This is a genomic window from Methanogenium cariaci JCM 10550 (assembly GCF_001315945.1).
Taxonomy (GTDB): Archaea; Halobacteriota; Methanomicrobia; order Methanomicrobiales; family Methanomicrobiaceae; genus Methanogenium; species Methanogenium cariaci.
Map to the genome: position 1 here is coordinate 332457 of NZ_BBBG01000001.1, position 22279 is coordinate 354735.

The following is a 22279-nucleotide window of genomic DNA, read 5'->3' on the forward strand; positions in this document are numbered from 1 at the left end:
GTTCGGTCCTTTGGCAGATGAAATGTTGACCCCTTTCCCCCCCCGAACGACGCATCGTTGGGGGGGCGTTTGTCATGCTTGCCGATACTGATCTTTCCCCCCCCGACCCGTGCCGTATCGCGAGGCCCCCCCCGGGTATCGGATGAGGGGGATCTCCTTCAGGCCGAAGATATTATCTTTTGGTGCCATATGCCCTCCGCCGTCTGTCATCCGTGTCATATCGGAGACTGTTCGTTCCTTTCGGACGGGCATGGAGAGCTGGTTGCCTGTGCCTTTTTTTCCCGGCTTCGTTTTGACGGAGATCATCGCGTCCCTGTTCTCCTCGTTTTGTCTCTCAGTGTGCGTCATGCTATCGCGTGTGAACACGTCTTCATCCGGTATCCTCCGGTCTTCGTATGTGGGCACGGTTATCTCCGGGTTGGGTACGACCTGCGGCTCTTCCCGTCTCAGGGTGGATGGGGGGGAATATAATGGGCTCTCCTCCTCATCTGGCATCCTCTGGCCTTCGTATGCAGGAATCTCCGGGTCGGGAACGGCCTGCGGCTCTTGCTGTTTCAGGGTGGATGGGGGGGAATAGAGCGGGCTCTCTTCTTCATCCTCCCAGGGATTATACTCTTCTTCCCATGCGATCTCTGTTTCCCGTTCCGGAGTATATCCTGATTCTGCGGCCTCATTTTCAAAGAGGTCGGTGATATCAAGAGTGCTCTCCTCTTCCTCTTTTTTTTGCCGTTATCCATCTGAACGGTTGTTGATGTCCATGTCACTTCTTCACCATTCTCTGTGTTGATTTCTTCTTTTGTCTGCGCTGCGCGGATCTCTTCTTCAGCCACAGTCTCCTGTTCGGCTGCATACTCGCGCCGGATCTCATTGAGCTCAGTCACCCGGGGAATATTTGTGATGCCGGAGAGGACGATGATGATGCCGACAAACCGGGTGTTCATCACCGGATAGTCGCCTGACCGCATCTCCAGACCGGAGATGCTCCGGTCAATCCATTTGCGGACTGTCTGGAATCCTTTCATGGACAGTTCCTGTGACGGCCCGGCGATGAGGACCAGTGCCTTATGTGCGCTGGTGATGTCACAGGGTATGGAAATCTCTTCGTATACAGCGCGTTTGGCGAGCGTGACGATTCTTGTTGCTCGTTTGTGGGAGGTCTCCGAGAAATATGTCTCTGAACGCCACTGATTGAACCGATCGATAAATGTGTTTTGCAGGGACTCTGTTGCATACCCGATTGCAACAAGGTCGTTCCCTTTCAGGGTGTTTAAGACCTCACCTGCATCCAGAACAATCTCCGCTGCCTCAACCCCCCCGGTTTCGCTGAATTCACCCGCGCGGAGAAGAATGCCTATCTGGCGTGCAATCTTCTCATTCAGGATGGTGTAGACATCACGAGGATTGTCCGGGAATACCTTGTGTTTATAGGAGCCGATGGTAGTATCCTCGGCAACACTGTGCTGGTTATAATCGGCTTTCAGGCGGTTATGCCAGGTTTCGTTGTCAAAGAGGATCATCGCATCAAGAACGCTTTTTGTTCGATCGATGTCATCCGCGGCCTTTGATGAATGCTTTTTTCCCTCACTCCTCATCGGAAGGATACAGACTCCAAATATGGGTTCGATAAAGGACTTGCGCAGTTCCGTTGCCAGCTGGGGTATGGCATCTATTAGGCTGCCCCCCCAGACCGGCAAAGATCATGATGGAGTCAATTTCAAAGGTGTCAATCTTCTGGATGAGGGTCATGATCTCTTCCACATTGATGGTTGAGGTCACATCAAAATGGATGGTGGGATCGATTGCAGGGAAGTGCATTCGTGCGTTATCCGGGATATTTGTGAGCTGTCTGAGGCTGTTTCCATCGATATCGACAGCAATCGCTGAGACGCACTCCACCCTGCTTTTCATATCGTGGTTATACAGAAGGTCAACAATCCGTGTGCCCGCCCCCCCACCGAGCCCGATTGCAAGTATTCTCATTATTTCTCCGTATCTGGTAGACCAGACCGGGTGCTGCGGGTTATTATGCAGAACCGTTGGTCCTAGTGTACTCTATCTCCCTGATGTATGATAAGTTCATATAAATAATAAAATCTCTGGATGATCATTTCGTATTCGCCGGAATATAATGGGTCTGGTGAAAATTAAAACCAGAATATCGGGTTTTGATGGCTGGCAGCAGAGAAATGCCCGATATCTCCTCCGTTAAATGATAACGTATATTAATCTCGATGTGTTATATGAAGTTGAGGTGAAAGACCTATGAGTTATGGTATTGAATTTGTCCCCCCCGGAAATATCACCGTGAAACAGGTGGTAAATTACTGTAAACTTGCAGAGCAGAAAGATATCGACTTTGCCTGGATTACGAATCACTACAACAACCGTCACTGCTACCCAACCCTTGCGGCTATCGCAGAGGCAACGGACTCCATTAAGATGGGCCCGGGTATCATGAACACCTTTACCGACACCCCCCCGGCAGCAATTGCTTCCTTCATGTGCACCTTAAACGAGATCTCTGAAGGCCGCGCGGTTCTTGGTATCGGACCTGGTGACCTTTCCACCCTTCCAAAACTTGCAATTGAGGCATCAAAGCCTGTTTCACGCCTGAGAGAAGGTGTCCAGCAGATTGCAGCTCTCTGTGCAGGAGAAGAAGTCAAGAAGACCGGTAACATGGAATTCTTCGACTACGATGGCGCAAAGCTTACCGGTGTGACCCTGCCTGCAAAGAAGAAGCAGATCCCTATCTACATCGGTGCACAGGGCCCCAAGATGCTCACCCTCGCTGGTGAAATCGGTCAGGGAGCATTGATCAACGCATCCAACCCTAAGGACTTTGAACTTGCAATCCCGGCAATCAAAGCAGCATGCGATTCAGTTGATGAAAAGAAGTTCAAGAAGTTCGACGTTGGTGCATACACCGCAATGTCCATCGACAAGAGCGAGAAGAAGGCACGCAACGCAGCAAAGATCGTTGCAGCATTCATCGCAGCAGGTTCACCGCCAGCACTTCTTGACCGCCACGGTCTTGACCAGGCAAACGTCGGCAAGATCAAAGACGCTCTCGGACGCTTCGACTTCGGTGCAGTCGGCGGTCTCGTCGGCGACGCAGAGATTGACGCATTCACCATTGCAGGTACTCCTGACATGGTTCAGCAGAAGTGCGAAGACCTGACGGCATCTGGTGTTACCCAGATCATCTTCGGATCCCCCCCACTCGGTCCTGACATGACCAACTCTATCCGTCTTCTTGGAAAGTTAATCTAAGACTACGGATCAATATCCAAACCATTTTCTTTTCTTTTAACGTTCTATCGATTAATGGGTATTTTCCGGCAGTGAAACCTCTCTCTTCCGTAATCTCAGGGTGAATCCGGATCTGAATGGGATCGTTCCGGTGCCGGAAGGGTGGCTCGGTGAATGGGATGAATGCATTATTTCAGGTTGAGGAATGTGGTTCTGGAGAGAAGAGATTCCAATACCGCAGGGACCTGCTGACCAATCTGCAGTGCCGAATTGCACCTGACAGGGGGGGGAATCGCAAAATTGCAGTCCCGCGCAGGCCTGATGGTTCGGCTGATGAAGTCCCGTGTGTGTTCTGCCCGGAACGAATTTTATCTGAGACCCCCCCGGTCTTTTCTGACGGTTCGCGCATTGTGGTGGGGGGGGAGAGTATCACCTTCCCGAATATGTATCCGTTTGCGCGAACGCATGTGGTGACGGTTATTACTGAAGCGCATGACCCGGCAACGATTGCGGCGGGGGGGCGGATTGCCGATGCTCTCCGTGGACAGGTGGCTGCCCTTTCCGGTGATGGCGGGTATGTTTCCTGTAACTGGAATCATCTGCCCTCGGCCGGTGCTAGTATGTTGCATCCGCATATGCAGGGGGATGGCGGATGCGGCTCCGACATTTCATGCCAGTATTGCGATTAACCGGTCGGAGGCCTTCTGTCGCAGGTCCGGCAGGATCTACCGGACCTCTCTGCTTGAAGAGGAGATGGGCGGCCCCCCCCGCCATCTCTTCGGCGATGAACTGCCTTTCTTTGCCCATGCGGTCCCGCTGGGGGAAAAGGAGGTGCGTGCCTACCTTCCAGTCCGGTGTGCAGATGAGCTTGAACCCTGGTGTGGCCTTCTTGCAGAAGGGATTGAACGGGTGATCTCCCTCTATCGACAGGCAGGGCACTATGCGTTTAATATGTCACTCTTTTGTGATGCAGCCCGGAGGCCGGACCGGGGGCTTTCGTGCATTCTGTTCTCTTATTGCCCGCATCAATCCCGGTGCCACGGCGATGGGGGGACTCCGCGTTTATGGAACGCATGCATCTCGAACCCATTGTGCTGACGCTTCCAGAAGATCTCGCGGGGGTATCTGCCCTGATGCTGGTGTGCGGGGGGCCATGAGTGCTGCTTTGTACCGCGCACAGCGTCCGCTCTTGTTTTGTTGTTTTTCAGGCATCTGTGATCTGCCGGAATACGGCTGTCGCACAGGCACGCATCGTGGTTGCACCGGTCCGGCTGAATTACAGTGTTGCCTGCGGCTCGGTATTCTGCTGAATGGGGATCCTGAGAAAAAAAGGTATGTGGGGTTTACTCCGGCTTGGAGATGAGTGTGGTCTTGGAGACGATTGTACCGTCTTTCTTGTGTGGCATACGAACGACGCCGTCACAGCCCTTCTCAATCTCACGTGCCTCTTCGCAGAGGATCATTGCGGAGCGCATCATTTCGTGTGCGGAAGCAACGATTGGGACGTAGTTCTCGAATCCCTTGGTCATGAAGCAACCCTTCACGTTGACCATTGCGACTGCTGCTGCAATCTCATATGCTGCACGTGCCTTTGCATATGCATAATCGTTGGTGAACTCGCCTTTGACTGCCTTGTCTGCGGTCATGACGATCTTTGGGAGTTCGAGGTCTGCGCCTGCTTTGCCTGCTTTGACCTGATCGATGACTGCATCGAGTGCGATCTGCATCTTGCGGAATGCACCGGTGACGGTGAGGACCTTTACCAGGTTGCCGTTGTAGTCAGACATCTCGACCGGGTCGAGGAATTCACGGCGTGCACCAATCATGGAGTCTGCCTTCTGGATGATGTATCCGAAGTCGCTCTCCTTGAGTGCTGCCCATTCTTTCTTGGTGGTGACATCGTCGGTGATGACGACGACAGGGATGCCTGCTTCTTTCAGTGCTTCACGTGCACCTACGGGGGGGCCGGGGAGGACACCGTTTGGTGAGACGACGATTGCAAAGTCCGGCTTGTATGCGATCAGGTTGCTGACGACACGCTCAACATCCTCGACTTCGAGTTTTGTTCCGCTTGTTGCCATGAAGGTCTGCATGTCTTCACGGTCTGCACGCTCGTCGAGCAGAAGCTCGACCATAACACCGCTTGCGATGTTGCCCAGTTTTGCGACTCCAACTTTAACTACCATAACTAAACCTCTCAAATTTGAGAACATTCAACTATCAGAATGTTCAGTAATAAACATTGTGAATTCCTTCCTCCGGAGATGGGCCTGTTGGGCGGTTAACGGAAACTGTTTAAATTATAGGGATAGATATTGAAGTTAATGAAACAGGGTCTTCTTACTGGGCGGCAGAGGGAGGTGCTCAGGTACCGGAAACAGGGCCTGACGCAGCAGCAGATTGCAGATATCATTTGTACGTCCAAGGCAAATGTGTGCACCATTGAAAAAGCGGCATATGAGAATATTGAAAAAGCAAAGGAGACGCTTGAATTCCTTTATACGCTCGATGCCACCCGTCTGTGCACCATAAAAACCGGGACAGATCTCTTTGATGTTGTCGGGGAAATCTATACGGAAGCAGAGAAACTCAGGATAAAAGTCTGCTATGACTCGATCAATCTCATCAACCGCCTGAAGGAGGCAAATCCCGGCAAGTTTAAGGGTCGGTTTGTGCGCGAGGATGTTGAGGTATATATCAACGACGACGGGGGGGAACTCTATTTCGGGTGAGTTTTTCCGTTCCGTTCACTCTTTTTTTCAATACTATTATATGTCCTTCACAGAAACATTTAGGAAACATATATGATGGCCTTCCGGACAGAGCTGGCAGTCAATCTGCTTCTTGTCCGGTGGATTGTCACTATATGGTGACTTTCTCCGCGGTATCTGCTGCGGGGGAGGGTCCCGGGATATGGTTGTGTTCATACACACCAGGGTGAAAGACGTAGGATCTGATGGAACCGTACGGGTGGACGTTTTGTGGAACGAGCCCATATCTGGCGCATTTAAGGTGCGCGCAGAAACGGAGTCCGTCAGGATCAATTTGAGAGAATGAGTCTTTCCGGTCCACACCGGAAGAATCTTTCAGATATGTGAAGGGCCGGGCGCCTGAAATGAACGATGGATGAGGGGTAACTGAATCCATACCGTAAGGTTCAGGCATGAAGTAATACCGGTCCGTCCGACCACATCGTTAACTCAGACCTGAGTTGAAAACCAATTCATTCTCGGAATGTGTTCTGTACCGGAATCTTCCGGTGCGGGATAAAGCATCAACTGAAAATCAAGAATTAGGATTGATACATCAATGTCCGAGATACACAGACCTCGCAGAGGTTCACTTGCATACAGTCCCCGCAAGCGTGCAAAAAGCCAGGTACCGAAATACCATTCCTGGCCTCAGCATGACGGGGGGGAACCCGTGTTGCAGGGTTTTGCCGGTTATAAGGTGGGCATGACTCACATTGTCATGGTCGATGATCACAGTAAGAGCCCTTCCGAGGGTAAGGACATCATGGTACCTGTCACCATCGTTGAGATTCCGGCGATGGTTGTGACCGGCATTCGCCTGTACAGAACGGACACCTATGGTAAGCGTGCATACGCTGAAGCCTCGTCAGAAGAAGGTCTCGCAACACTCCGTGAAGTCGTCGCGTCCGGTAAAGTGACCGATGTCTTTGCGATCACAAAGACCCAAGTTACCGGACTTACCGGTGTGCCAAAGAAGACCGGCGACACGATGGAGATGCGTGTTGCAGGCGGCAGCATTGATGAGCGGTTTGAGTATGCAGTATCACTTCTCGGCACTGAAGTCGAGCTTGATTCTGTTCTCAAAACAGGCCAGTACATCGATGTTACTGCGGTTACGACCGGAAAGGGAACAAATGGTCCGGTAAAGCGCTGGGGCATTCAGACCCGTAAGGGAAAACATTCCCGCGGTGGTAAGAAGCGTCATATCGGTAACCTTGGTCCATGGCACCCTCACCACGTCAGGTGGCAGGTCCCACAGACAGGTCAGCTGGGATACCAGCAGCGCACTGAGTTCAACAAGCGTCTCTTAAAGGTCGGCGAGTCCGGTGAGGAAATTAATCCTGCAGGCGGATTTACCAATTATGGTCTTGTCAGAGGCAGATATGTTGCAATCAAGGGCTCAGTACCTGGTCCATGCAAGCGTCTTATCAGAATGCGAGCTGCAATCAGGCAGAGTGAACATGTTGAGCGCATACCGGCAATCCAGTACGTGAGTGTTGCCAGCAAACAGGGGGGGTGAACTGAATGAAGGCACAGATTTCAACAATTGACGGCGGTTCAGCAGGAGAAATTGATCTTCCTGCAGTATTCGAAGAGAGCTACCGTCCGGATCTTATTAAAAACGCTGTTCTTGCACTTCAGAGCGAGCGCTACCAGCCACACGGCACCGATCCACGGGCAGGGTTCCGCACATCAGCAGAATCCTGGGGGGGTAGTGGTCGTGGTGTTGCACAGCTTCCCCGTCTGAAGAACGGATCACGCGCCGCACGTATTCCACAGTCAGTCGGTGGACGTGCAGCACACCCTCCCAAAGTGGAGAAGAAACTGGTCCGCAAGATCAACAAGCAGGAAAAGCGCCTTGCCATCCGGTCTGCTATTGCAGCAACCATGAACGAGGAACTGATCTCCGCACGTGGACATCTCTTTGAAGGCACCGTCCCGGTCGTCTTTGATGACGCATTCGAGGGCCTGACCTCCGCAAAGGATGTCGTTGCAGCACTCTCTGTTGCAGGGGTATACGCCGATGTAGAACGCTCTGCAAACAGCAAGAAGGTGCGTGCAGGCCGTGGCAAGATGCGTGGCCGCCGTTACAAACAGCGCAAGAGCGTGCTGATTGTCACCAGCGAGACACCACTGCGTGCAGCAGTCAACCTTGCCGGTGTGGATGCAGTTGCTGTGGGTCAGCTGAACGCTGAACTGCTTGCTCCCGGTACACAGGCAGGTCGTCTGACCGTCTGGACCGCAGGTGCACTCAAGAAACTGGAGATGATGTGAGATGGTAATTATTACTCCCTATGTCTCAGAAAAAGCATCCATGATGCTCGAGTCTGACGGCAAACTCCAGTTCATCGTCCGCCATACGGCAAACAAGAACCAGATTGCCCGTGCAGTCACGGAGATGTTTGCTCACGAAGTAACCTCGGTTACGACGGTAATGACAATGAAAGGACAGAAGAAAGCTATTGTCACGTTTGCTGACAATAAAGCCGGTGAAGAGATACTTTCACGGCTGGGAATCCTCTGAAGGTGGTTTGAATGGGTAAACGCATTATATCCCAGAACCGTGGCCGTGGAGGCCCAACATACCGTGCACCGTCACACAAATACAAGGCTGAACTCAAGCACCCAGGTAATATTGGTGAGACCGTCAGCGGTGTTGTGATCGATATCGAGCACGACCCTGCCCGGCACACCCCCCCGATTGCCAAGATCGAGCTTGATGACGGCAAGAAGAAGATGTTCATGCTCGTCACCGAAGGTGTGGGCGTTGGCGACAGGGTCGTATGGGGGGGTCCTGAAGCTCCGGTACAGAACGGAAACACCCTGTCTCTTGCTGCCATCCCCGTCGGTGCCTACGTCTGTAATGTCGAAGGCCGACCCAATGACGGCGGCAAGTTCATCCGCGCATCCGGTGTGCAGGCACAGGTAATCGGCAAGGACGAAGGCCGTGTCGGTATCAAGATGCCCTCCGGTAAGCACAAATGGTTTAACGCGGACTGCCGTGCAACCATCGGCATTGTCGCTGGTGGCGGACGTGGTGAGAAGCCGTTTGTCAAGGCAGGAAAGAAATTCCACAAGATGAAATCCCAGGCAACGAAATGGCCACGCACAAAGGCAGTCTGTATGAACGTCATTGACCACCCGTTCGGTGGCGGTGGACATCAGCACGTCGGCAGGCCAAAGAATGTTGCCCGTGGTACATCACCTGGACGAAAAGTTGGACATATCGCCTCGAAGAGAACCGGAAGGAAATAGTCGGGAGTGATCAGATATGGCAAAAAAGACACAGAGAAGGTTGCCGAGGCGGAAAGAGGAATTCACCTACCACGGCTACAAAATTGAAGATCTGCAGCAGATGGGCATGAGCGAACTTTTGCCCATTATGCCTGCACGGATTCGCCGCCGGGTCAACCGCGGCCTTTCCCCCGGACATGAGAGCCTGTTGCACGACATCAGGAGTGGCAAGGAACGTATCCGGACTCACCTCCGCGATATGATCATCCTCCCCGAGATGGTTGGAAAGACAATTGAAATTCACAACGGGAAGAGTTTCCTTGAAGTGGAGATTCAGCCGGAAGCGGTATTCCACTACTTGGGAGAGTTTGCGCTCACCCGCGGACGTGTGAACCACGGCAGTGCCGGTATCGGTGCAACCCGGTCGAGTAAATTCGTACCCCTGAAGTGATGGAAATGGCAAGGACAGCATATTCTATTAAGACAGAGGGCGAATGCGCCCGCGCAAAGGCGAATGAACTCCCGATTTCCCCCAAGCACTCCATTGAGATTGCCCGTGAGGTCAGGGGAATGAAGACCAAGGACGCAATTGCGTTCCTTGAGGATGTCGTTGCACTGAAGCGTGCAGTGCCCTTCCGCCGGTTCAACAGTGATGTTGCACACAAGCGCGGTCTGAAGGGCTGGGATGCCGGCCGGTATCCCGTCAAGGCATCCTCATACTTCATCAAACTGATCAAGTCGGTTGAGAAGAATGCAGAATACCTCGGTCTTGACACCGAAAACCTCGTGATTGACAAGATCTCCGCGGCCCGCGGCCGCAGAATGAAGGGCATCTTCCCCCCCCGTGCAATGGGACGTGCCACACCGAAATACGCAGAGTCCGTCAACATTGAGATTGCAGTGAAGGAGGCCTGAAAATATGGGAATCGAGAAGAGATTTGTAGCGGATGGTGTCCGCTCAGCACGGGTTGAAAACTTCCTTACAAAGGAATTAAAACGTGCAGGCTACGGTGGTATGGAGATTGTCCGTACCCCGCTCGGCACTCAGATCACCATCTATGCAGAAAAACCCGGTATTGTCATCGGAAAAGGCGGTAAGGTTGTACGCCAGCTGACCGCTGACCTCCAGAATGACTATGGTATCGAGTCTCCGCAGATTGAAGTACAGCAGGTGGATGAGCCAAGTTTCAATGCTCAGATTATGGCAGAGAGACTTGCAAACTCACTCGAGCGCGGCTGGTATTTCCGCAAGGCAGGGAACAGTGTTCTCCGCCGTGTGATGGAATCCGGTGCACTGGGCTGTGAGGTTGTTCTTTCCGGTAAGGTTACCGGTTCCCGTTCACGTGTCCAGAAGTTTACGGAAGGCCATGTGAAGCACGCAGGCGAACCATCGGTGACTATTGTCGATCATGGATTTGCCCTTGCAGTGAAGAAGCTGGGAACCATTGGTGTCCAGGTCAAGATTATTCCGCCCGGAGCACGTCTCCCTGACACCTTCGAGGTGCTTGAACCACAGGCAGTGGTTCCTGAAGAGCCTGTATACGAGGGTGAGGATATTGACGAGGAGGCCATTGGTGCAGAGATTGACGCTGAACTTGAACAGTCTGAGGACGTTCCGGTACAGGAGGATCTCTGATCATGGCAATCTTTCGTGCAGCAGAAGTCGCTGACTTCAGTGATGTAGAACTCCAGGAGCAGCTTGCAAAGCTCAGGCTTGAACTGGTTGAGAATAACGGAAAAGTGAGTGCAGGAGGCGCACCGGAGAACCCGGGACGCATCCGTGAAATCCGGAGAACAATTGCCCGGATCAGCACTGAGCAGAACAAGCGCCGCAACGCCTGATTCTTTTTCAGGCACTAAGGAGACACAACAGACATGATCACCGCACAGAACATCTGCCGGCATGAACTTATCGGGCTTCCGATACGGGTGCATGCCTCTTCCAACCCCGTCCAGACCGGTATTGCCGGTGTGGTATGCGGGGGGGAGTCGAAGCAGATGCTTGATATCTGTGCCGGTGACCGCATCCTCCGGGTTGCAAAGAAGTGTGCCACCTTTGACCTGCGCCTTCCCGATGATACCCATGTACGGGTTGATGGGTCGGTGCTGGTTATGCGGCCTGAAAAACGAATCAGCATGCGAATCAGAAACTGAGGTAAATAATGGCTAAAAACACAGGATTGAACGTCCCCCCCATTCCGGAGAAGGAATGCGATGACGTGAACTGTCCATTTCATGGCACTTTACCGGTGCGCGGCCAGGTGATTACCGGTAAGGTCGTGAGTGACCGTATGCAGGGATCAGTAGTAGTCGGACGCGACTACCTGCATTATGTGAAGAAATACAAGCGTTACGAAAAACGCAGTTCACATATTCATGCACATCACTCTCCCTGCATTGATCTAAAAGTAGGCGACATGGTAAAGATTGCCGAGTGTCGCCCACTCTCAAAGACCAAGAAATTTGTCGTTGTTGAGGTGATTACGGAATGAAAGCGAAACAATCGCGTACACCCCGTGCCCTCGTAACCGGCAGTCGCCTTATTTGCGCCGATAATACCGGTGCACGGCAGGTGGAGATTGTTTCTGTAGACCGTTACCATGGCGTACGCCGCCGCCAGCCAAAATGGGTCTGGGAGATATGGCAACGGTCACGGTCAAAAAAGGCACTCCCGACATGCGAAAGACGCTCGTGAAGGCAGTCGTCATCAGACAGAAGAAGGAGATCCGGAGAGTTTCCGGTCTTCGTCTGTCGTTTGAGGATAATGCAATGGTAGTAGTGAATGAACGCGGAGAACCCAAGGGAACGGAAATTAAAGGCCCTGTTGCTCGTGAAGTGGCAGAGCGGTTCCCTAAGATCGGTTCCATGGCGACGATAATTATCTGAGGTGAAGGAAATATGGTACGTATTGCAAGCACACAACCGCGCAAACAGCGCAAATTCCGCTACAATGCACCCCCCCTTCATGCCAGGGGTCGTTTCCTGAATGCTCCGCTGTCATCAGAACTCCGGAACCAGTACAGCCGCCGTAGCGTGCGTATAGTTACCGGTGACACAGTCCGTGTCATTCGCGGAGACTTTGCAGGCGATGAAGGCGTTGTTGACGGGGTTAATCTCGATTATTCCCGGATCATTGTCCACGGTGTCGTATCAACTCGTGCTGACGGAACAGAGGTTCCCCCCCGTCCGGTTGATCCATCCAATGTCTGCATTGTGAAACTGAATCTGAAAGACAAACGTCGTGAGGAGAAGCTGGAGGCGAAGAAATAATGTCGAACCACCTGAAGAGGCTCAACAGCCCGGGTTCATGCGTATTGCCAAGAAGACGAACACATTTGTGACCAAGACCACCGCAGGTCCACACAATGCAAGTGCAATGCCTGTGGCAGTGTGGCTGCGGGATCACATGGAAGTCACACTCACGATGAAAGAGGTCAAGCGTGTCCTCAAGAGCCGTGCAGTGCTGGTGAACGGTGCGGTCTGCACTGACCCCAAGATGGGTATCGGTGTGTTTGACATCATCGCTCTCCCGTCTGTGGACAAGTACTTCCGCATTCTCCGTGCCATGCGCGGCGATATCGTCTCCGTCCCGATCTCAGCAGAGGCAGCACAGAGCCGTCTGTGCAAGATTGCAGACAAGACCATCGTAAAGGGCGGTAAGGTTCAGCTGAACCTGCGCTACGGTGCAAACATCATTGTCGATACACAGGCATACAAACCAAAGGACTCTGTTGTGTTGTCCCTGATGCCGGAGAACAAATTTGAGGTCACCGAACACTTTGCCTTCGCAGAGGGCAACACCGCAATGGTCATTGGTGGACGTCACTCCGGAAAGATCGGTCGCATCACAAAGATTGATGTCATCCCCCCCGGAAGTATCCCGAACCGTGTCACTCTTGCAGAGGACGCTACCGGTGAGGCTTTCGAGACGATTGAGAACTATGTCTTTATGGTAGGACGCGAGGAGTCCGCAATCAGCGAATGGGGGGGGATTGAACAGTGAACCCAATGCAGGGACTCTATGTCGATAAGGTCGTCGTGCACATGGGTGTCGGCGAAGCCGGTGATAAACTTGTCAAGGCGGAAAATATCGTCAAAGAGATCACCGGACAGGCTACCATTCGTGCCTTTGCAAAGATGACCCAGCCTGCATTTGGTGTCCGGAAGGGACAGCCCATCGGATGCCGTGTCACCCTTCGTGGTGCCCGTGCAGAGAACTTTGTCCGCACTGCACTTGAAATCCATGAGAATACTCTTGCCGCATCCCAGTTCGATGCAACCGGCAACTTCTCATTCGGTATTGAAGAACACACCGACTTCCCAAACCAGAGTTACGATCCGATGATCGGTATCTATGGCATGGATGTCAACGTTGTTCTTGAGCGCAAGGGTATCCGCATTGCGCGCAGGTCAATCCAGAAGAGAAAACTCCCGACAAAGCAGCGTGTCACCAAAGAGGACGCTGTAGCGTACATGGCTGAAGCATTCAATGTAGAGGTAATCTAATGGCAGAACAGGGAAAGAAATCGGATGCATCACCGAAGAAATTCGGTCGTGGTGCAAATGTGTGCCAGATGTGCGGAAGAAAGCAGGGACTTGTCCGCCGGCATAATATTATGCTCTGCCGTCAGTGCTTCCGGGAAAATGCCGCTAAAATCGGCTTTAAAAAGATGAACTAGGTGGCAAAGATATGGCACGATTAAATCCGATTGCGGATGCAATGAGCACCATCAAGAACGCCTCCGATGTCGGCAAGACGAACTGTATCGTTGAACCGGCAAGCAGGCTTCTCGGTTCAATGCTCGGCATCATGAAAGAGAAGGGCTACATTGCAGAATTCGAACTCATTGAAGATGGCCGTGGCGGTCAGTTCAATGTGAAGCTGAACGGAAATATCAATAAATGCGGCGTTATTTCACCGCGGTATTCCGTGAAGGTTGCAGAGCTTGAAGAATGGGAGACACAGTATCTTCCGGCGAAGAATTTCGGGACTCTGCTCATCTCCACGTCCAAGGGCGTGGTGTCGCATGAGCAGGCCAGACAGGCAGGCGTCGGCGGAGAGCTGCTCGGGTATGTGTACTGAAGGTGTGTTAAATGCTGAATGAACGTAGTGTTGAGATTCCTGAGGGTGTCACTGCAACAATGGAAGGTACCACCTTCGTTGTTGAAGGACCTAAAGGAAAGCTCACCCGAGATATGCGCTACCCTGGTATTGACATCACCTGTGACGGTGCCGTCTTTACTGCTTCAACTGCATCGACCAGGAAGAAGATTTCCGCAATGGTCGGAACTTATGCGGCCCACGCCCGCAATATGTGCGGCGGGGTTGCAGAAGGCTATGAATACAAGATGAAAGTGGTCTACAGTCACTTCCCTATCCAGCTCAAGAAGACCGACTCAGCTCTTGAGATTGTCAACTTCCTTGGTGAGAAAAAGCCTCGGGTTGCACGGATTTCAGAGGGAGTGACCGTTTCAACCGGAAACGATGAGATCACGGTATCAGGTATTGACAAAGAACTCGTGGGCACCACAGCCGCCCGTATTGAACGGGCTACGCATGTGCGCAATCGTGATCCCCGTGTGTTCCAGGATGGAATATACATCATTGAGAAGGCGTGATCTGATATGGCTGACGAAAAGATGAGACTTATCCGTGCACGCAATGGAAAGCGGGCAACCTTTAAGCGCCAGTGCCTTCACCAGAAGAAGAAACTGGATGACGTATGGAGACGTCCCCCCCGTGGTCTTCAGAGTAAACAGCGCATGCAGAAGCGTGCAAAGGGTCGTCTCCCGAGACCCGGGTTTGGAGGCCCTGCCGCTGTGCGTGGGTTCCACCCCCCCAGCGGATATGAGGAAGTGCTCGTATTCGCACCTGCAGAGCTCGAAGGCTCAACGCTGAGACCCATGCAGTCCGGGTTTCCGGTACTGTCGGTAACAAGAAGCGTGAAGCGATTCAGGAGAAGGCACTTGAGCTTGGGCTTAAGGTATTCAATCTGAAAGACGCATCCAAACAGGCTGCTGCAGAGGAGCCTGAGGTTGTGGAAGAGGACGTTGAGGAAGAGGTGGCTTCTGATGAGTGACCTGAAGAATCAGCGCCGTATCGCAGCAGCTGTTCTGAAGTGCGGTGTACACCGTGTCTGGATGGACAGCGAGCGTGAGGATGATATCGAAAACGCGATCTCACGTGAGGATGTTCGCGGCCTTATCGAAGAGGGCGCAATCCGTGCAAAGCCGGTGAAAGGCGTTAGCCGTGGCCGTGCACGTCTTCTCACTGCAAAGCGTTCCTATGGCCACTGTAAGGGTCATGGACGCAGGAAAGGAGCCGCCAATGCACGTACCCCCCCGTCCAAGAGGATATGGATCAAAAGGATCCGTGCAATTCGGCGTGAACTCCGGATTCTGCGTGACAACGGCAGCATTGATGCTACCCTGTACCGCAGAGTATACCGGAAGGCAGCAGGCGGTCAGTACCGCAGTGTGGCACATATGAAAGCACAGCTTGAGCAGATTCAGGGGGGGAGGATGAACTAATGGCATCCGGACCACGATATTTTGTCCCGTTCAGAAGGAGACACGAGGGCAAAACAGATTATTACTCCCGGATGAGACTTCTCCTCTCCGAGAAACCACGTATGGTCGTACGCAAGACCAACCGGCAGATCATTGTCCAGCTGGTAGAGGCGACCCTCGAGGGTGACCGGACACTTGTTGCGGCATACTCGAATGAACTGGAAGGATACGGCTTTACCGGTGCTACCGGGAATACTCCCGCAGCATATCTCACCGGTATGCTCTTTGCGGTGCGTGCACGGAATGCAGGCTATGAAGAAGGAATTCTTGATATCGGTCTGACCCGTTCAACCCCCGGAGGGAAGGTGTTTGGTGCACTGAAAGGCGCTGTGGATGGCGGTCTTGAAGTCCCTCACGGTGAGTCGGTTCTCCCGTCTGAAGACAGGATAAAAGGCGCACACATTGCGGCATATGCACCTGAGCGTGCAGCAGATCTTGTTGCCAATGTAGAACAGGCAGCAGAAGCAATCATGAAGGAGCTGAAGTAATATGGCCTATGAACGGGAAGAATGGATTCCTATCACAGGTCTCGGAAGACAGGTTGCTGCCGGTGATTTTACAAGCCTCAAAGAAGTGCTTGAGATCGGCAGGCCTATTAAAGAACCGGGTATTGTCGATTATTTCCTCCCTGACCTTGATGATGAGGTACTCGACATCAATATGGTTCAGAGAATGACCGACAGTGGCCGACGTGTCAAGTTCCGTGCTGTTGTCGTTGTGGGTAACCGTGACGGCTACATCGGATACGGACAGGCAAAGGACGCACAGGTCGGCAATGCATCAAGAAGGCAATTGCAAATGCAAAGATCAATATCATCTGCGTAAAGCGCGGATGTGGCAGCTGGGAATGCGGCTGCGGTGAAGGACACTCGATTCCAATGCGTGTCGAGGGGGGGAAGTCAGGCAGTGTGACCATCACACTGATTCCGGCACCCCAGGGCATCGGTCTTGTTACCGGTGACATTGGAAAGAAGATCCTTGAGCTTGCAGGTATCACGGATATCTGGACCTCGTCATTCGGGCAGACCCGGACGACCATCAACTTTGCAAAGGCCGTCTTTGATGCACTGAATAATTCAAATCTCATCCGGACAGGAGTGATGGAGTAATGTATGTGGTAGTGCAGGTGCGTGGTGTTGTTAACTGCAGCAGGGAGATTAAAGATACCCTGAAGATGCTCCGTCTTCACCACATTAACCACTGTGTTCTTGTTCCTGACACCCCCCCGGCATATCTCGGTATGATCCGGAAGGTTAAGGATTACGTGGCATACGGCGAGGCTGATCCCGAGATTTTGGGAAAGGTTCTTGCCACCCGTGGCAGACTGACCGGTAACATACGCCTGACCGAGGAGTATGTGAAGGAGAACTCAAAGTTTGTGGACATCAATGCGTTTGCAGCCGCACTCTGTGCAGGCGATGCATCCATTGCTGATGTGCCGGAACTTAAGCCAGTACTCCGGCTTCACCCCCCCCGCGTAAGGGACACAAGTCCATTAAGCGGACATTCCAGCAGGGCGGTGCACTCGGAAACTATGGAAGTGAGATCAATTCGCTTCTTTACAGGATGCGGTGAATCAGATGCCAGTAAACAAACGCTCAAAATATCGCGGTTCTCGGACCTGCGGTGGCGGAACACACAAGAATCGCCGTGGTGCCGGTAACCGCGGTGGCAGAGGCCGGGCCGGTCACCGTGACCACCGTTTCTCTCATTACCTCCTCAGTGGGGAAGTCCACAACGGAAAGCACGGGTTTGTAAACAAGAACCCGTCCGCTGTTGACGCCATTGGTGTCGGGGACATTGATCAGATGGCAGATGCCCTTGTGGCATCCGGGAATGCAGAAATGGATGGAGATACCATCGTCATCAACGCAGGCCAAATCGGTATTGATAAAATACTTGGAGGCGGACAGGTTACTAAGAAGATGAACATCTCTGCTGTGTCATTTACTGACAGAGCCCGACAAAAGATTGAAGAGAACGGCGGCCAGGCACTGGACGCCTGATTCTCTTTTTTTCTGGGAAAAAAGTACTATGGGAGCGATGCTGGATCGATTAGAACCGCTGTTGGCAGCAATGCCTGCAGTGAAGAGTCCGGAAGGGCATGTCCATTTTAAAAATAAGTTGATTTGGACAGCTGCTATTCTGATTTTGTATTTTGTACTGACTAATATTCCGGTGTTTGGGCTTGATCCGAGTTCACAGGATATTTTTGCATTCTACCGTGCCCTTTTAGCAGGTGCGAGTGGGTCTATTGCCCATCTGGGTATCGGGCCGATTGTCACAGCATCCATTGTGCTTCAGCTCCTCAAGGGTGCTGATCTGCTGGATCTGGATACCAGCGATACACGTGGACAGGTCATGTACATGGGCTTGCAGAAGCTCTTGATCTTTGTCATGATCGTGCTTGAGGCAATCCCGAATGTTGTCGGTGGATTCCTGGGTCCTGACCCGGTCGTTGCAAATGCATTATTTGGTGGAAATCTCGGTATTGTTACGCTTCTGATCTTTGTGCAGATCTGTATCGGAGGGGGGGTACTGATCTTCTTTATGGATGAGGTCGTGACAAAATGGGGGGTCGGCTCTGGTGTCGGTCTCTTTATTGTTGCCGGTGTTTCCCAGGGTCTTGTCAACGGTTTCCTGAACTGGGGGGGAGCTGTGCAGGATGCATACCCTGTCGGGTTCTTCCCGCGACTCTTTGCGGTCATCATGGATGGTGCACCGTTCCTGGAGTACTTCGGCACCGATATGCTTGCGTTGATTACGACTGTTGCAATCTTCCTGGTGATCGTTTATGTGGAGTCGACACGGATTGAGATCCCGCTTGCACACGCGTCTGTGCGTGGTGCCCGCGGGCGTTTCCCGGTGAAACTCATCTACGCCAGTGTGCTGCCGATGATTCTTGTCCGTGTGCTGCAGGCAAACATTCAGATGTTTGGTCTGTTCCTGAACAATCTCGGGATTACGTTCCTGGGTGCGTATCAGGGTAACACCCCACTGAACGGGATCATGTATTATCTGGCGCCTATCAACGGTCCGGCTGACTGGATGTGGTGGGCGTATGATGTCGGTCATCCCATATGGGAGATTATCATCCGGATGGGTCTTGACCTGTTTGTGATGGTGGTCGGCGGTGCAATCTTCGCTCTCTTCTGGGTGAAGACGGCAGGCCTTGACTCGTCTCATGTGGCACGCCAGATCCAGATGAGCGGTATGTCCATTCCCGGATACCGGAGATCGGAACAGGTGCTGGTGAAGTATCTGGACCGTTATATTCCGCGTGTCACGGTCATCGGTGGTGTCTTTGTCGGTCTCCTGAGTGTGATCGCCAACTACTTTGGTGTCATCGGCATGGTCGGGGGAACTGGTCTCCTGCTGACAGTCAGTATTGTATACCGGCTGTACGAGGAGGTTGCAAGTGAACAGATTATGGAGATGTACCCGTTCATGCGCGGGTTCTTCGGTAAGGAGTGAAGTGTAGGATGGGTAAAAAAGTAGTCATTACCGGTGTGCCGGGAGTCGGCAAGACGACCGTCATTAATCAGACGATTTCTGAACTCGCAGCTGAGTCTGTTGAGTATCAGAATATTAATTTTGGATCATGTATGTTCGATGTGGCATCGGGTCAGGGTCTCGTTGAGAGCCGTGACGAGATGCGCAAACTCGAACAGGCACAGCAGCGTGAACTGCAGCGCAATGCGGCGCAGTTTATTGCAAAGACAAAAGGCAATGTGATCATTGACACGCACTGTACGGTGAAGACCCCGAAGGGATATCTGGCGGGTCTTCCGGAGTGGGTGCTCAAGGAACTGATGCCCGATATCGTTGTGCTTGTCGAGACAGATGAGGACCAGATCCTGATGCGGCGCATGGGCGATGAGTCCCGGGTGCGTGATGCGGAAGGTTACCGTGCTCTCTGTGAACACCAGCAGTTCAACCGTGCGATGGCAGCTTCGTATGCGATGCTGACCGGATGCACGGTCAAGGTTGTCATTAATGCTGATGATCTGCTCGACAGGGCAGTAGCAGAACTCAAAGAGATCCTGAGGTGAGGGATATCGCAAAATCCGGCAAGTCGGCAGGAAAAGGGGCCCTGGGTGGCATGGGTTCCTTTTTCATTGTCATGCTGATTGCGATGGGGGGGCCTATTCTATTCCCCCTGTTCGTGATGCCATCGGGTCCGCTGCCAATATTGTCTTCGGACCTATGGCAACGATCATTGGCGTTACGGACAATCCTCAGCTCTGGGTCGTTATGATTCTTATTCTTGCATCGATTACCGGCTGCTATTCGTCTCTTCTCCAGAAATATACGATTGATTACGAGAAGATGCAGGCAGTGCAGGCGAAGATGAAGGAGTTTCAGAAGATATACCGTGAAGCACAGCTTGCAGGTGACGAGAAGCAGCTGAAAAAGCTTAATGACAAGCGGGCACGGATGATGGAAGAGCAGATGGCGATGTCCCAGGAGCAGTTTAAGCCGATGGGATGGATTCTGATTGTGACGGTTCCGATCTTTATCTGGATGCTCTGGACGATCTCAAGGATGCAGGCAGCCTTTGATCTCGGCACTATCGTTGCAATGCCGACCATCACGTTCCCGTATCTGGGAGAGATTGGGCTGAACGCGATCTCGTTCTTCCTTCCTGCGTGGATTCTCTGGTATATGATCTGTTCCATCTGCCTTTCGCAGGTGATCAGAAAGGCGCTTAATATCGGAGGACTCTGATGCGGATTACGGTGAGCGGCCCACCGGGAAGCGGTACGACGTCACTTGCCAAGTATCTGGTGAAGAGACATGATTTCAGTCTGATATCGGCAGGGGGGGAAGTCTTTCGCGGGCTTGCTGCTGAGCGCAATATGGAGCTTGCTGCGTTCGGGCGGCTGGCAGAGGAGGACATATCCGTGGACCGGATGATCGATGCCCGCCAGAAGGAGATTGGCGAGGCACGCGATGATATCATCATTGAGGGGGGGCGCTTGCGGGGGGGCATATGATTGATAACGCGGATATTCGCATCTGGGTGGCGGCGTCTGTTGAATGCCGGTCTGTGCGCATCTCTGATCGGGAAGAGATCGACCCGCAGACCGCAGTTGAGCTCACGATTGAACGTGAGGACTGTGAGGCTGGCAGATACCACAAATACTATAATATTGATATCAACGATCTCTCTCCCTATGATCTCGTGATCAATTCCGAGGTCTGGGGGGGAGTGGATGAGATCGGTGCCATTGTTGATGCGGCGATTGCCGGTCTGAAGGAATAATTTTTCTTCTCTTTTTTTCTGGATCTGTTATACCGAATTTCTGTGCGATTCATTTTCCTGGTTATGGTCGGGCAAGGTGTTGCCGGTGGCTCGTTTTTTGTATGAATTCCCTCTCTTTACGGCAGGACTGATACTCCGGGTTCACGGAGATTCGTACGAACCGGAGACGGTGTGGCTGCGCATCATTGATCGCTGATGTATTTTTGTTTGTTTTGCTGTTTGTTCTCTGATTATTCGTTTTTTATATATTCATGGGTCTTTGTCCGTTCTTTTCGTATTATGCTTCCTTTTTGCTAAATTTATCCAGAAATACGTGTTATGATGGGTGATATCAAATTTATAAATGTCTGCAAATATTGATCAAATTAATTTATTATTGTTTACAACATTTCGAAAAATATCAGAATCCATTTATATCTGTTTTTGAGAGACTCCCTCAGTATATCGTATACAGGATGAGTCTGGATGAATGTTCTACAATCAATTACGGGAATGATATGTTCTGCAGCGTCAGGTGATCTGACATGAAGAAAACCGGTGTTTTGTTCTGTCTGTTGCTGCTGCTGCTCTGTGTTGTGGTCGCACCGGTGGCCGCGGGGGTCGCCAACAACCGAGGTCACCGTCAGTAAACTGGCTGCTGATGGAAGTCTCATTGCGACAAAAACGGTAGACTACCACTGGATGGAAGAAAATCTGCCCGTTCAGGGTGACGGAGTTACGCATTACTATCACGAAGGACCAATGCTGGGCGTGGAAGAAGGGATCGGCAGATGGGATCTAAATGAGACCGGGAATATCGAAGGAAAAGACTATGGCGCCCTGAAGGGCACGGATGTCAAAGATCTCTGTGAACTGGTCGGCGGGATGAGTCCTGATGACACTATTGACATAAAGAGTGAAGATGGATTTTCCACAGATTTTGGATATCGTAATGTCTACAACCCCGACCCACGGCAGGGTCCGATGGTTGTTACGTGGTGGCGGCCGGATCAGGGATATCCTCCGGGCTACAAGGAAGGGATGCGCCTGATCTTCTTTGCCGACAACTCAACCAACCCTTGGGGGCTGGCATGTCTTTGGAATCTGGGACATGCATGAGTGCATGGATGAGCAGTACTGGCACTATTTTAATGGGGAGTATCCGGCGAGCACCGGACTGTCAGGGAAATATGTTGACAGGGTAATTATTCATTCCCAGGACCCGGCT

Annotated in this window: 31 protein-coding genes and 6 pseudogenes; 33 read left to right on the top strand and 4 right to left on the bottom strand. The window is 52.2% G+C overall.

Annotation, left to right across the window (positions count from 1 at the left end; all coding sequences use genetic code 11):
- Positions 1 to 72 precede the first annotated feature (72 nt).
- Genes JCM10550_RS02025 through JCM10550_RS02035 form a run of 3 tightly spaced genes read right to left on the bottom strand, consistent with a single transcriptional unit; the run spans position 73 to position 1980 of the window.
- On the bottom strand, positions 73 to 495 hold the full coding sequence (locus JCM10550_RS02025) for a hypothetical protein (protein ID WP_062396565.1): 423 nt from the start codon (positions 493 to 495) through the stop codon (positions 73 to 75).
- A gap of 59 nt (positions 496 to 554) precedes the next feature.
- On the bottom strand, positions 555 to 1592 hold the full coding sequence (locus JCM10550_RS02030; protein WP_062396567.1) for a hypothetical protein: 1038 nt from the start codon (positions 1590 to 1592) through the stop codon (positions 555 to 557).
- Positions 1582 to 1980, bottom strand: coding sequence for a hypothetical protein (locus JCM10550_RS02035; protein ID WP_062396569.1), 399 nt, complete (start codon positions 1978 to 1980; stop codon positions 1582 to 1584). Before JCM10550_RS02035 ends, JCM10550_RS02030 begins: the two co-directional genes overlap by 11 nt.
- 282 nt (positions 1981 to 2262) lie before the next feature.
- On the opposite strand from JCM10550_RS02035, the gene JCM10550_RS02040 reads away from it, so the two are divergent.
- The 4 genes from JCM10550_RS02040 (at position 2263) to JCM10550_RS17930 (ending at position 4559) form a co-directional block, all read left to right on the top strand.
- The gene (locus tag JCM10550_RS02040) at positions 2263 to 3270 is read left to right on the top strand and encodes a 5,10-methylenetetrahydromethanopterin reductase (protein WP_062396570.1); all 1008 of its coding nucleotides are present in this window, start codon (positions 2263 to 2265) and stop codon (positions 3268 to 3270) included.
- Between the two features lie 158 nt (positions 3271 to 3428).
- Complete coding sequence (locus JCM10550_RS21460; RefSeq protein WP_245618607.1) at positions 3429 to 3938, top strand: hypothetical protein; 510 nt, start codon at positions 3429 to 3431, stop codon at positions 3936 to 3938.
- Positions 3895 to 4347, top strand: a complete 453-nt coding sequence (locus tag JCM10550_RS21465; RefSeq protein WP_062396573.1) for a hypothetical protein — start codon at positions 3895 to 3897, stop codon at positions 4345 to 4347. Before JCM10550_RS21460 ends, JCM10550_RS21465 begins: the two co-directional genes overlap by 44 nt.
- A 59-nt stretch (positions 4348 to 4406) precedes the next feature.
- Entirely contained in the window at positions 4407 to 4559 is a 153-nt protein-coding gene (locus JCM10550_RS17930) for a hypothetical protein (RefSeq protein ID WP_157199841.1), read from the top strand.
- A 33-nt stretch (positions 4560 to 4592) separates the two neighbouring features.
- Here the strand turns inward: JCM10550_RS17930 and JCM10550_RS02055 are convergent, their stop codons facing one another.
- Positions 4593 to 5435 (bottom strand): F420-dependent methylenetetrahydromethanopterin dehydrogenase, encoded by an 843-nt coding sequence (locus JCM10550_RS02055; RefSeq protein WP_062396575.1) that lies wholly within the window; start codon positions 5433 to 5435, stop codon positions 4593 to 4595.
- Between the two features lie 138 nt (positions 5436 to 5573).
- Here JCM10550_RS02055 and JCM10550_RS02060 point away from each other — a divergent pair, with 138 nt between their 5' ends.
- The 29 genes and pseudogenes from JCM10550_RS02060 (at position 5574) to JCM10550_RS02205 (ending at position 22170) form a co-directional block, all read left to right on the top strand.
- Positions 5574 to 5981, top strand: coding sequence for a Tfx family DNA-binding protein (locus JCM10550_RS02060; RefSeq protein WP_062396577.1), 408 nt, complete (start codon positions 5574 to 5576; stop codon positions 5979 to 5981).
- A 577-nt stretch (positions 5982 to 6558) separates the two neighbouring features.
- Entirely contained in the window at positions 6559 to 7521 is a 963-nt protein-coding gene (locus tag JCM10550_RS02070) for a 50S ribosomal protein L3 (RefSeq protein ID WP_062396580.1), read from the top strand.
- Between the two features lie 5 nt (positions 7522 to 7526).
- The gene (gene rpl4p / locus JCM10550_RS02075; RefSeq protein WP_062396582.1) at positions 7527 to 8276 is read left to right on the top strand and encodes a 50S ribosomal protein L4; all 750 of its coding nucleotides are present in this window, start codon (positions 7527 to 7529) and stop codon (positions 8274 to 8276) included.
- 1 nt (position 8277) lies between these two features.
- A complete protein-coding gene (locus JCM10550_RS02080) occupies positions 8278 to 8526 on the top strand; it encodes a 50S ribosomal protein L23 (protein WP_062396584.1) in 249 nt (82 codons plus the stop codon).
- An 11-nt stretch (positions 8527 to 8537) separates the two neighbouring features.
- Complete coding sequence (locus JCM10550_RS02085; RefSeq protein WP_062396586.1) at positions 8538 to 9257, top strand: 50S ribosomal protein L2; 720 nt, start codon at positions 8538 to 8540, stop codon at positions 9255 to 9257.
- Positions 9258 to 9273: 16 nt separating this feature from the next.
- Positions 9274 to 9687: a 30S ribosomal protein S19 gene (locus JCM10550_RS02090; RefSeq protein WP_062396587.1), complete on the top strand. Its 414-nt coding sequence runs from the start codon at positions 9274 to 9276 to the stop codon at positions 9685 to 9687.
- Between the two features lie 5 nt (positions 9688 to 9692).
- On the top strand, positions 9693 to 10151 hold the full coding sequence (locus JCM10550_RS02095) for a 50S ribosomal protein L22 (protein WP_062396638.1): 459 nt from the start codon (positions 9693 to 9695) through the stop codon (positions 10149 to 10151).
- Positions 10152 to 10155: 4 nt separating this feature from the next.
- A complete protein-coding gene (locus JCM10550_RS02100) occupies positions 10156 to 10872 on the top strand; it encodes a 30S ribosomal protein S3 (RefSeq protein WP_062396589.1) in 717 nt (238 codons plus the stop codon).
- Between the two features lie 2 nt (positions 10873 to 10874).
- Complete coding sequence (rpmC, locus tag JCM10550_RS02105; RefSeq protein ID WP_062396591.1) at positions 10875 to 11078, top strand: 50S ribosomal protein L29; 204 nt, start codon at positions 10875 to 10877, stop codon at positions 11076 to 11078.
- Between the two features lie 33 nt (positions 11079 to 11111).
- Entirely contained in the window at positions 11112 to 11390 is a 279-nt protein-coding gene (locus JCM10550_RS02110; RefSeq protein WP_062396593.1) for a ribonuclease P protein subunit, read from the top strand.
- An 8-nt stretch (positions 11391 to 11398) separates the two neighbouring features.
- Positions 11399 to 11728 (top strand): 30S ribosomal protein S17, encoded by a 330-nt coding sequence (locus tag JCM10550_RS02115; protein ID WP_062396595.1) that lies wholly within the window; start codon positions 11399 to 11401, stop codon positions 11726 to 11728.
- A pseudogene (locus JCM10550_RS02120) lies at positions 11725 to 12122 on the top strand (50S ribosomal protein L14). Before JCM10550_RS02115 ends, JCM10550_RS02120 begins: the two are co-directional and overlap by 4 nt.
- 12 nt (positions 12123 to 12134) lie before the next feature.
- On the top strand, positions 12135 to 12506 hold the full coding sequence (gene rplX / locus JCM10550_RS02125; RefSeq protein WP_062396599.1) for a 50S ribosomal protein L24: 372 nt from the start codon (positions 12135 to 12137) through the stop codon (positions 12504 to 12506).
- Positions 12506 to 13239 (top strand): annotated as a pseudogene (locus tag JCM10550_RS02130) (30S ribosomal protein S4e). The gene rplX and the pseudogene JCM10550_RS02130 overlap by 1 nt, the downstream one beginning before the upstream one ends.
- Positions 13236 to 13742: a 50S ribosomal protein L5 gene (locus tag JCM10550_RS02135; RefSeq protein WP_245618608.1), complete on the top strand. Its 507-nt coding sequence runs from the start codon at positions 13236 to 13238 to the stop codon at positions 13740 to 13742. The pseudogene JCM10550_RS02130 and the gene JCM10550_RS02135 overlap by 4 nt, the downstream one beginning before the upstream one ends.
- On the top strand, positions 13742 to 13915 hold the full coding sequence (locus JCM10550_RS02140; RefSeq protein WP_062396601.1) for a 30S ribosomal protein S14: 174 nt from the start codon (positions 13742 to 13744) through the stop codon (positions 13913 to 13915). Before JCM10550_RS02135 ends, JCM10550_RS02140 begins: the two co-directional genes overlap by 1 nt.
- Positions 13916 to 13926: 11 nt before the next feature.
- The gene (locus tag JCM10550_RS02145) at positions 13927 to 14319 is read left to right on the top strand and encodes a 30S ribosomal protein S8 (protein WP_062396603.1); all 393 of its coding nucleotides are present in this window, start codon (positions 13927 to 13929) and stop codon (positions 14317 to 14319) included.
- A gap of 11 nt (positions 14320 to 14330) precedes the next feature.
- Positions 14331 to 14855 (top strand): 50S ribosomal protein L6, encoded by a 525-nt coding sequence (locus JCM10550_RS02150; protein WP_062396605.1) that lies wholly within the window; start codon positions 14331 to 14333, stop codon positions 14853 to 14855.
- A gap of 6 nt (positions 14856 to 14861) precedes the next feature.
- Positions 14862 to 15316, top strand: a pseudogene (locus JCM10550_RS02155) (50S ribosomal protein L32e).
- Complete coding sequence (locus tag JCM10550_RS02160; RefSeq protein WP_062396606.1) at positions 15309 to 15767, top strand: 50S ribosomal protein L19e; 459 nt, start codon at positions 15309 to 15311, stop codon at positions 15765 to 15767. Before JCM10550_RS02155 ends, JCM10550_RS02160 begins: the two are co-directional and overlap by 8 nt.
- Positions 15767 to 16294 (top strand): 50S ribosomal protein L18, encoded by a 528-nt coding sequence (locus JCM10550_RS02165; protein ID WP_062396608.1) that lies wholly within the window; start codon positions 15767 to 15769, stop codon positions 16292 to 16294. Before JCM10550_RS02160 ends, JCM10550_RS02165 begins: the two co-directional genes overlap by 1 nt.
- A 1-nt stretch (position 16295) precedes the next feature.
- Positions 16296 to 16915: pseudogene (locus tag JCM10550_RS02170) on the top strand (30S ribosomal protein S5).
- A pseudogene (locus tag JCM10550_RS02175) lies at positions 16915 to 17381 on the top strand (50S ribosomal protein L30). Before JCM10550_RS02170 ends, JCM10550_RS02175 begins: the two co-directional pseudogenes overlap by 1 nt.
- A gap of 5 nt (positions 17382 to 17386) precedes the next feature.
- Entirely contained in the window at positions 17387 to 17812 is a 426-nt protein-coding gene (locus JCM10550_RS02180) for an uL15m family ribosomal protein (RefSeq protein ID WP_062396642.1), read from the top strand.
- Positions 17813 to 17840: 28 nt separating this feature from the next.
- Positions 17841 to 19280 carry a preprotein translocase subunit SecY gene (secY, locus tag JCM10550_RS02185; protein WP_062396612.1) on the top strand — a complete coding sequence of 480 codons (1440 nt, stop codon included), beginning with the start codon at positions 17841 to 17843 and terminating at the stop codon, positions 19278 to 19280.
- Positions 19281 to 19288: 8 nt separating this feature from the next.
- Complete coding sequence (locus JCM10550_RS02190; protein WP_062396614.1) at positions 19289 to 19858, top strand: adenylate kinase; 570 nt, start codon at positions 19289 to 19291, stop codon at positions 19856 to 19858.
- Positions 19859 to 20012: 154 nt separating this feature from the next.
- Positions 20013 to 20534, top strand: coding sequence for a DUF106 domain-containing protein (locus JCM10550_RS02195; protein ID WP_245618609.1), 522 nt, complete (start codon positions 20013 to 20015; stop codon positions 20532 to 20534).
- Positions 20534 to 21072, top strand: a pseudogene (locus JCM10550_RS02200) (AAA family ATPase). The gene JCM10550_RS02195 and the pseudogene JCM10550_RS02200 overlap by 1 nt, the downstream one beginning before the upstream one ends.
- 537 nt (positions 21073 to 21609) lie before the next feature.
- Entirely contained in the window at positions 21610 to 22170 is a 561-nt protein-coding gene (locus JCM10550_RS02205; protein ID WP_157199842.1) for a hypothetical protein, read from the top strand.
- Positions 22171 to 22279 lie beyond the last annotated feature (109 nt).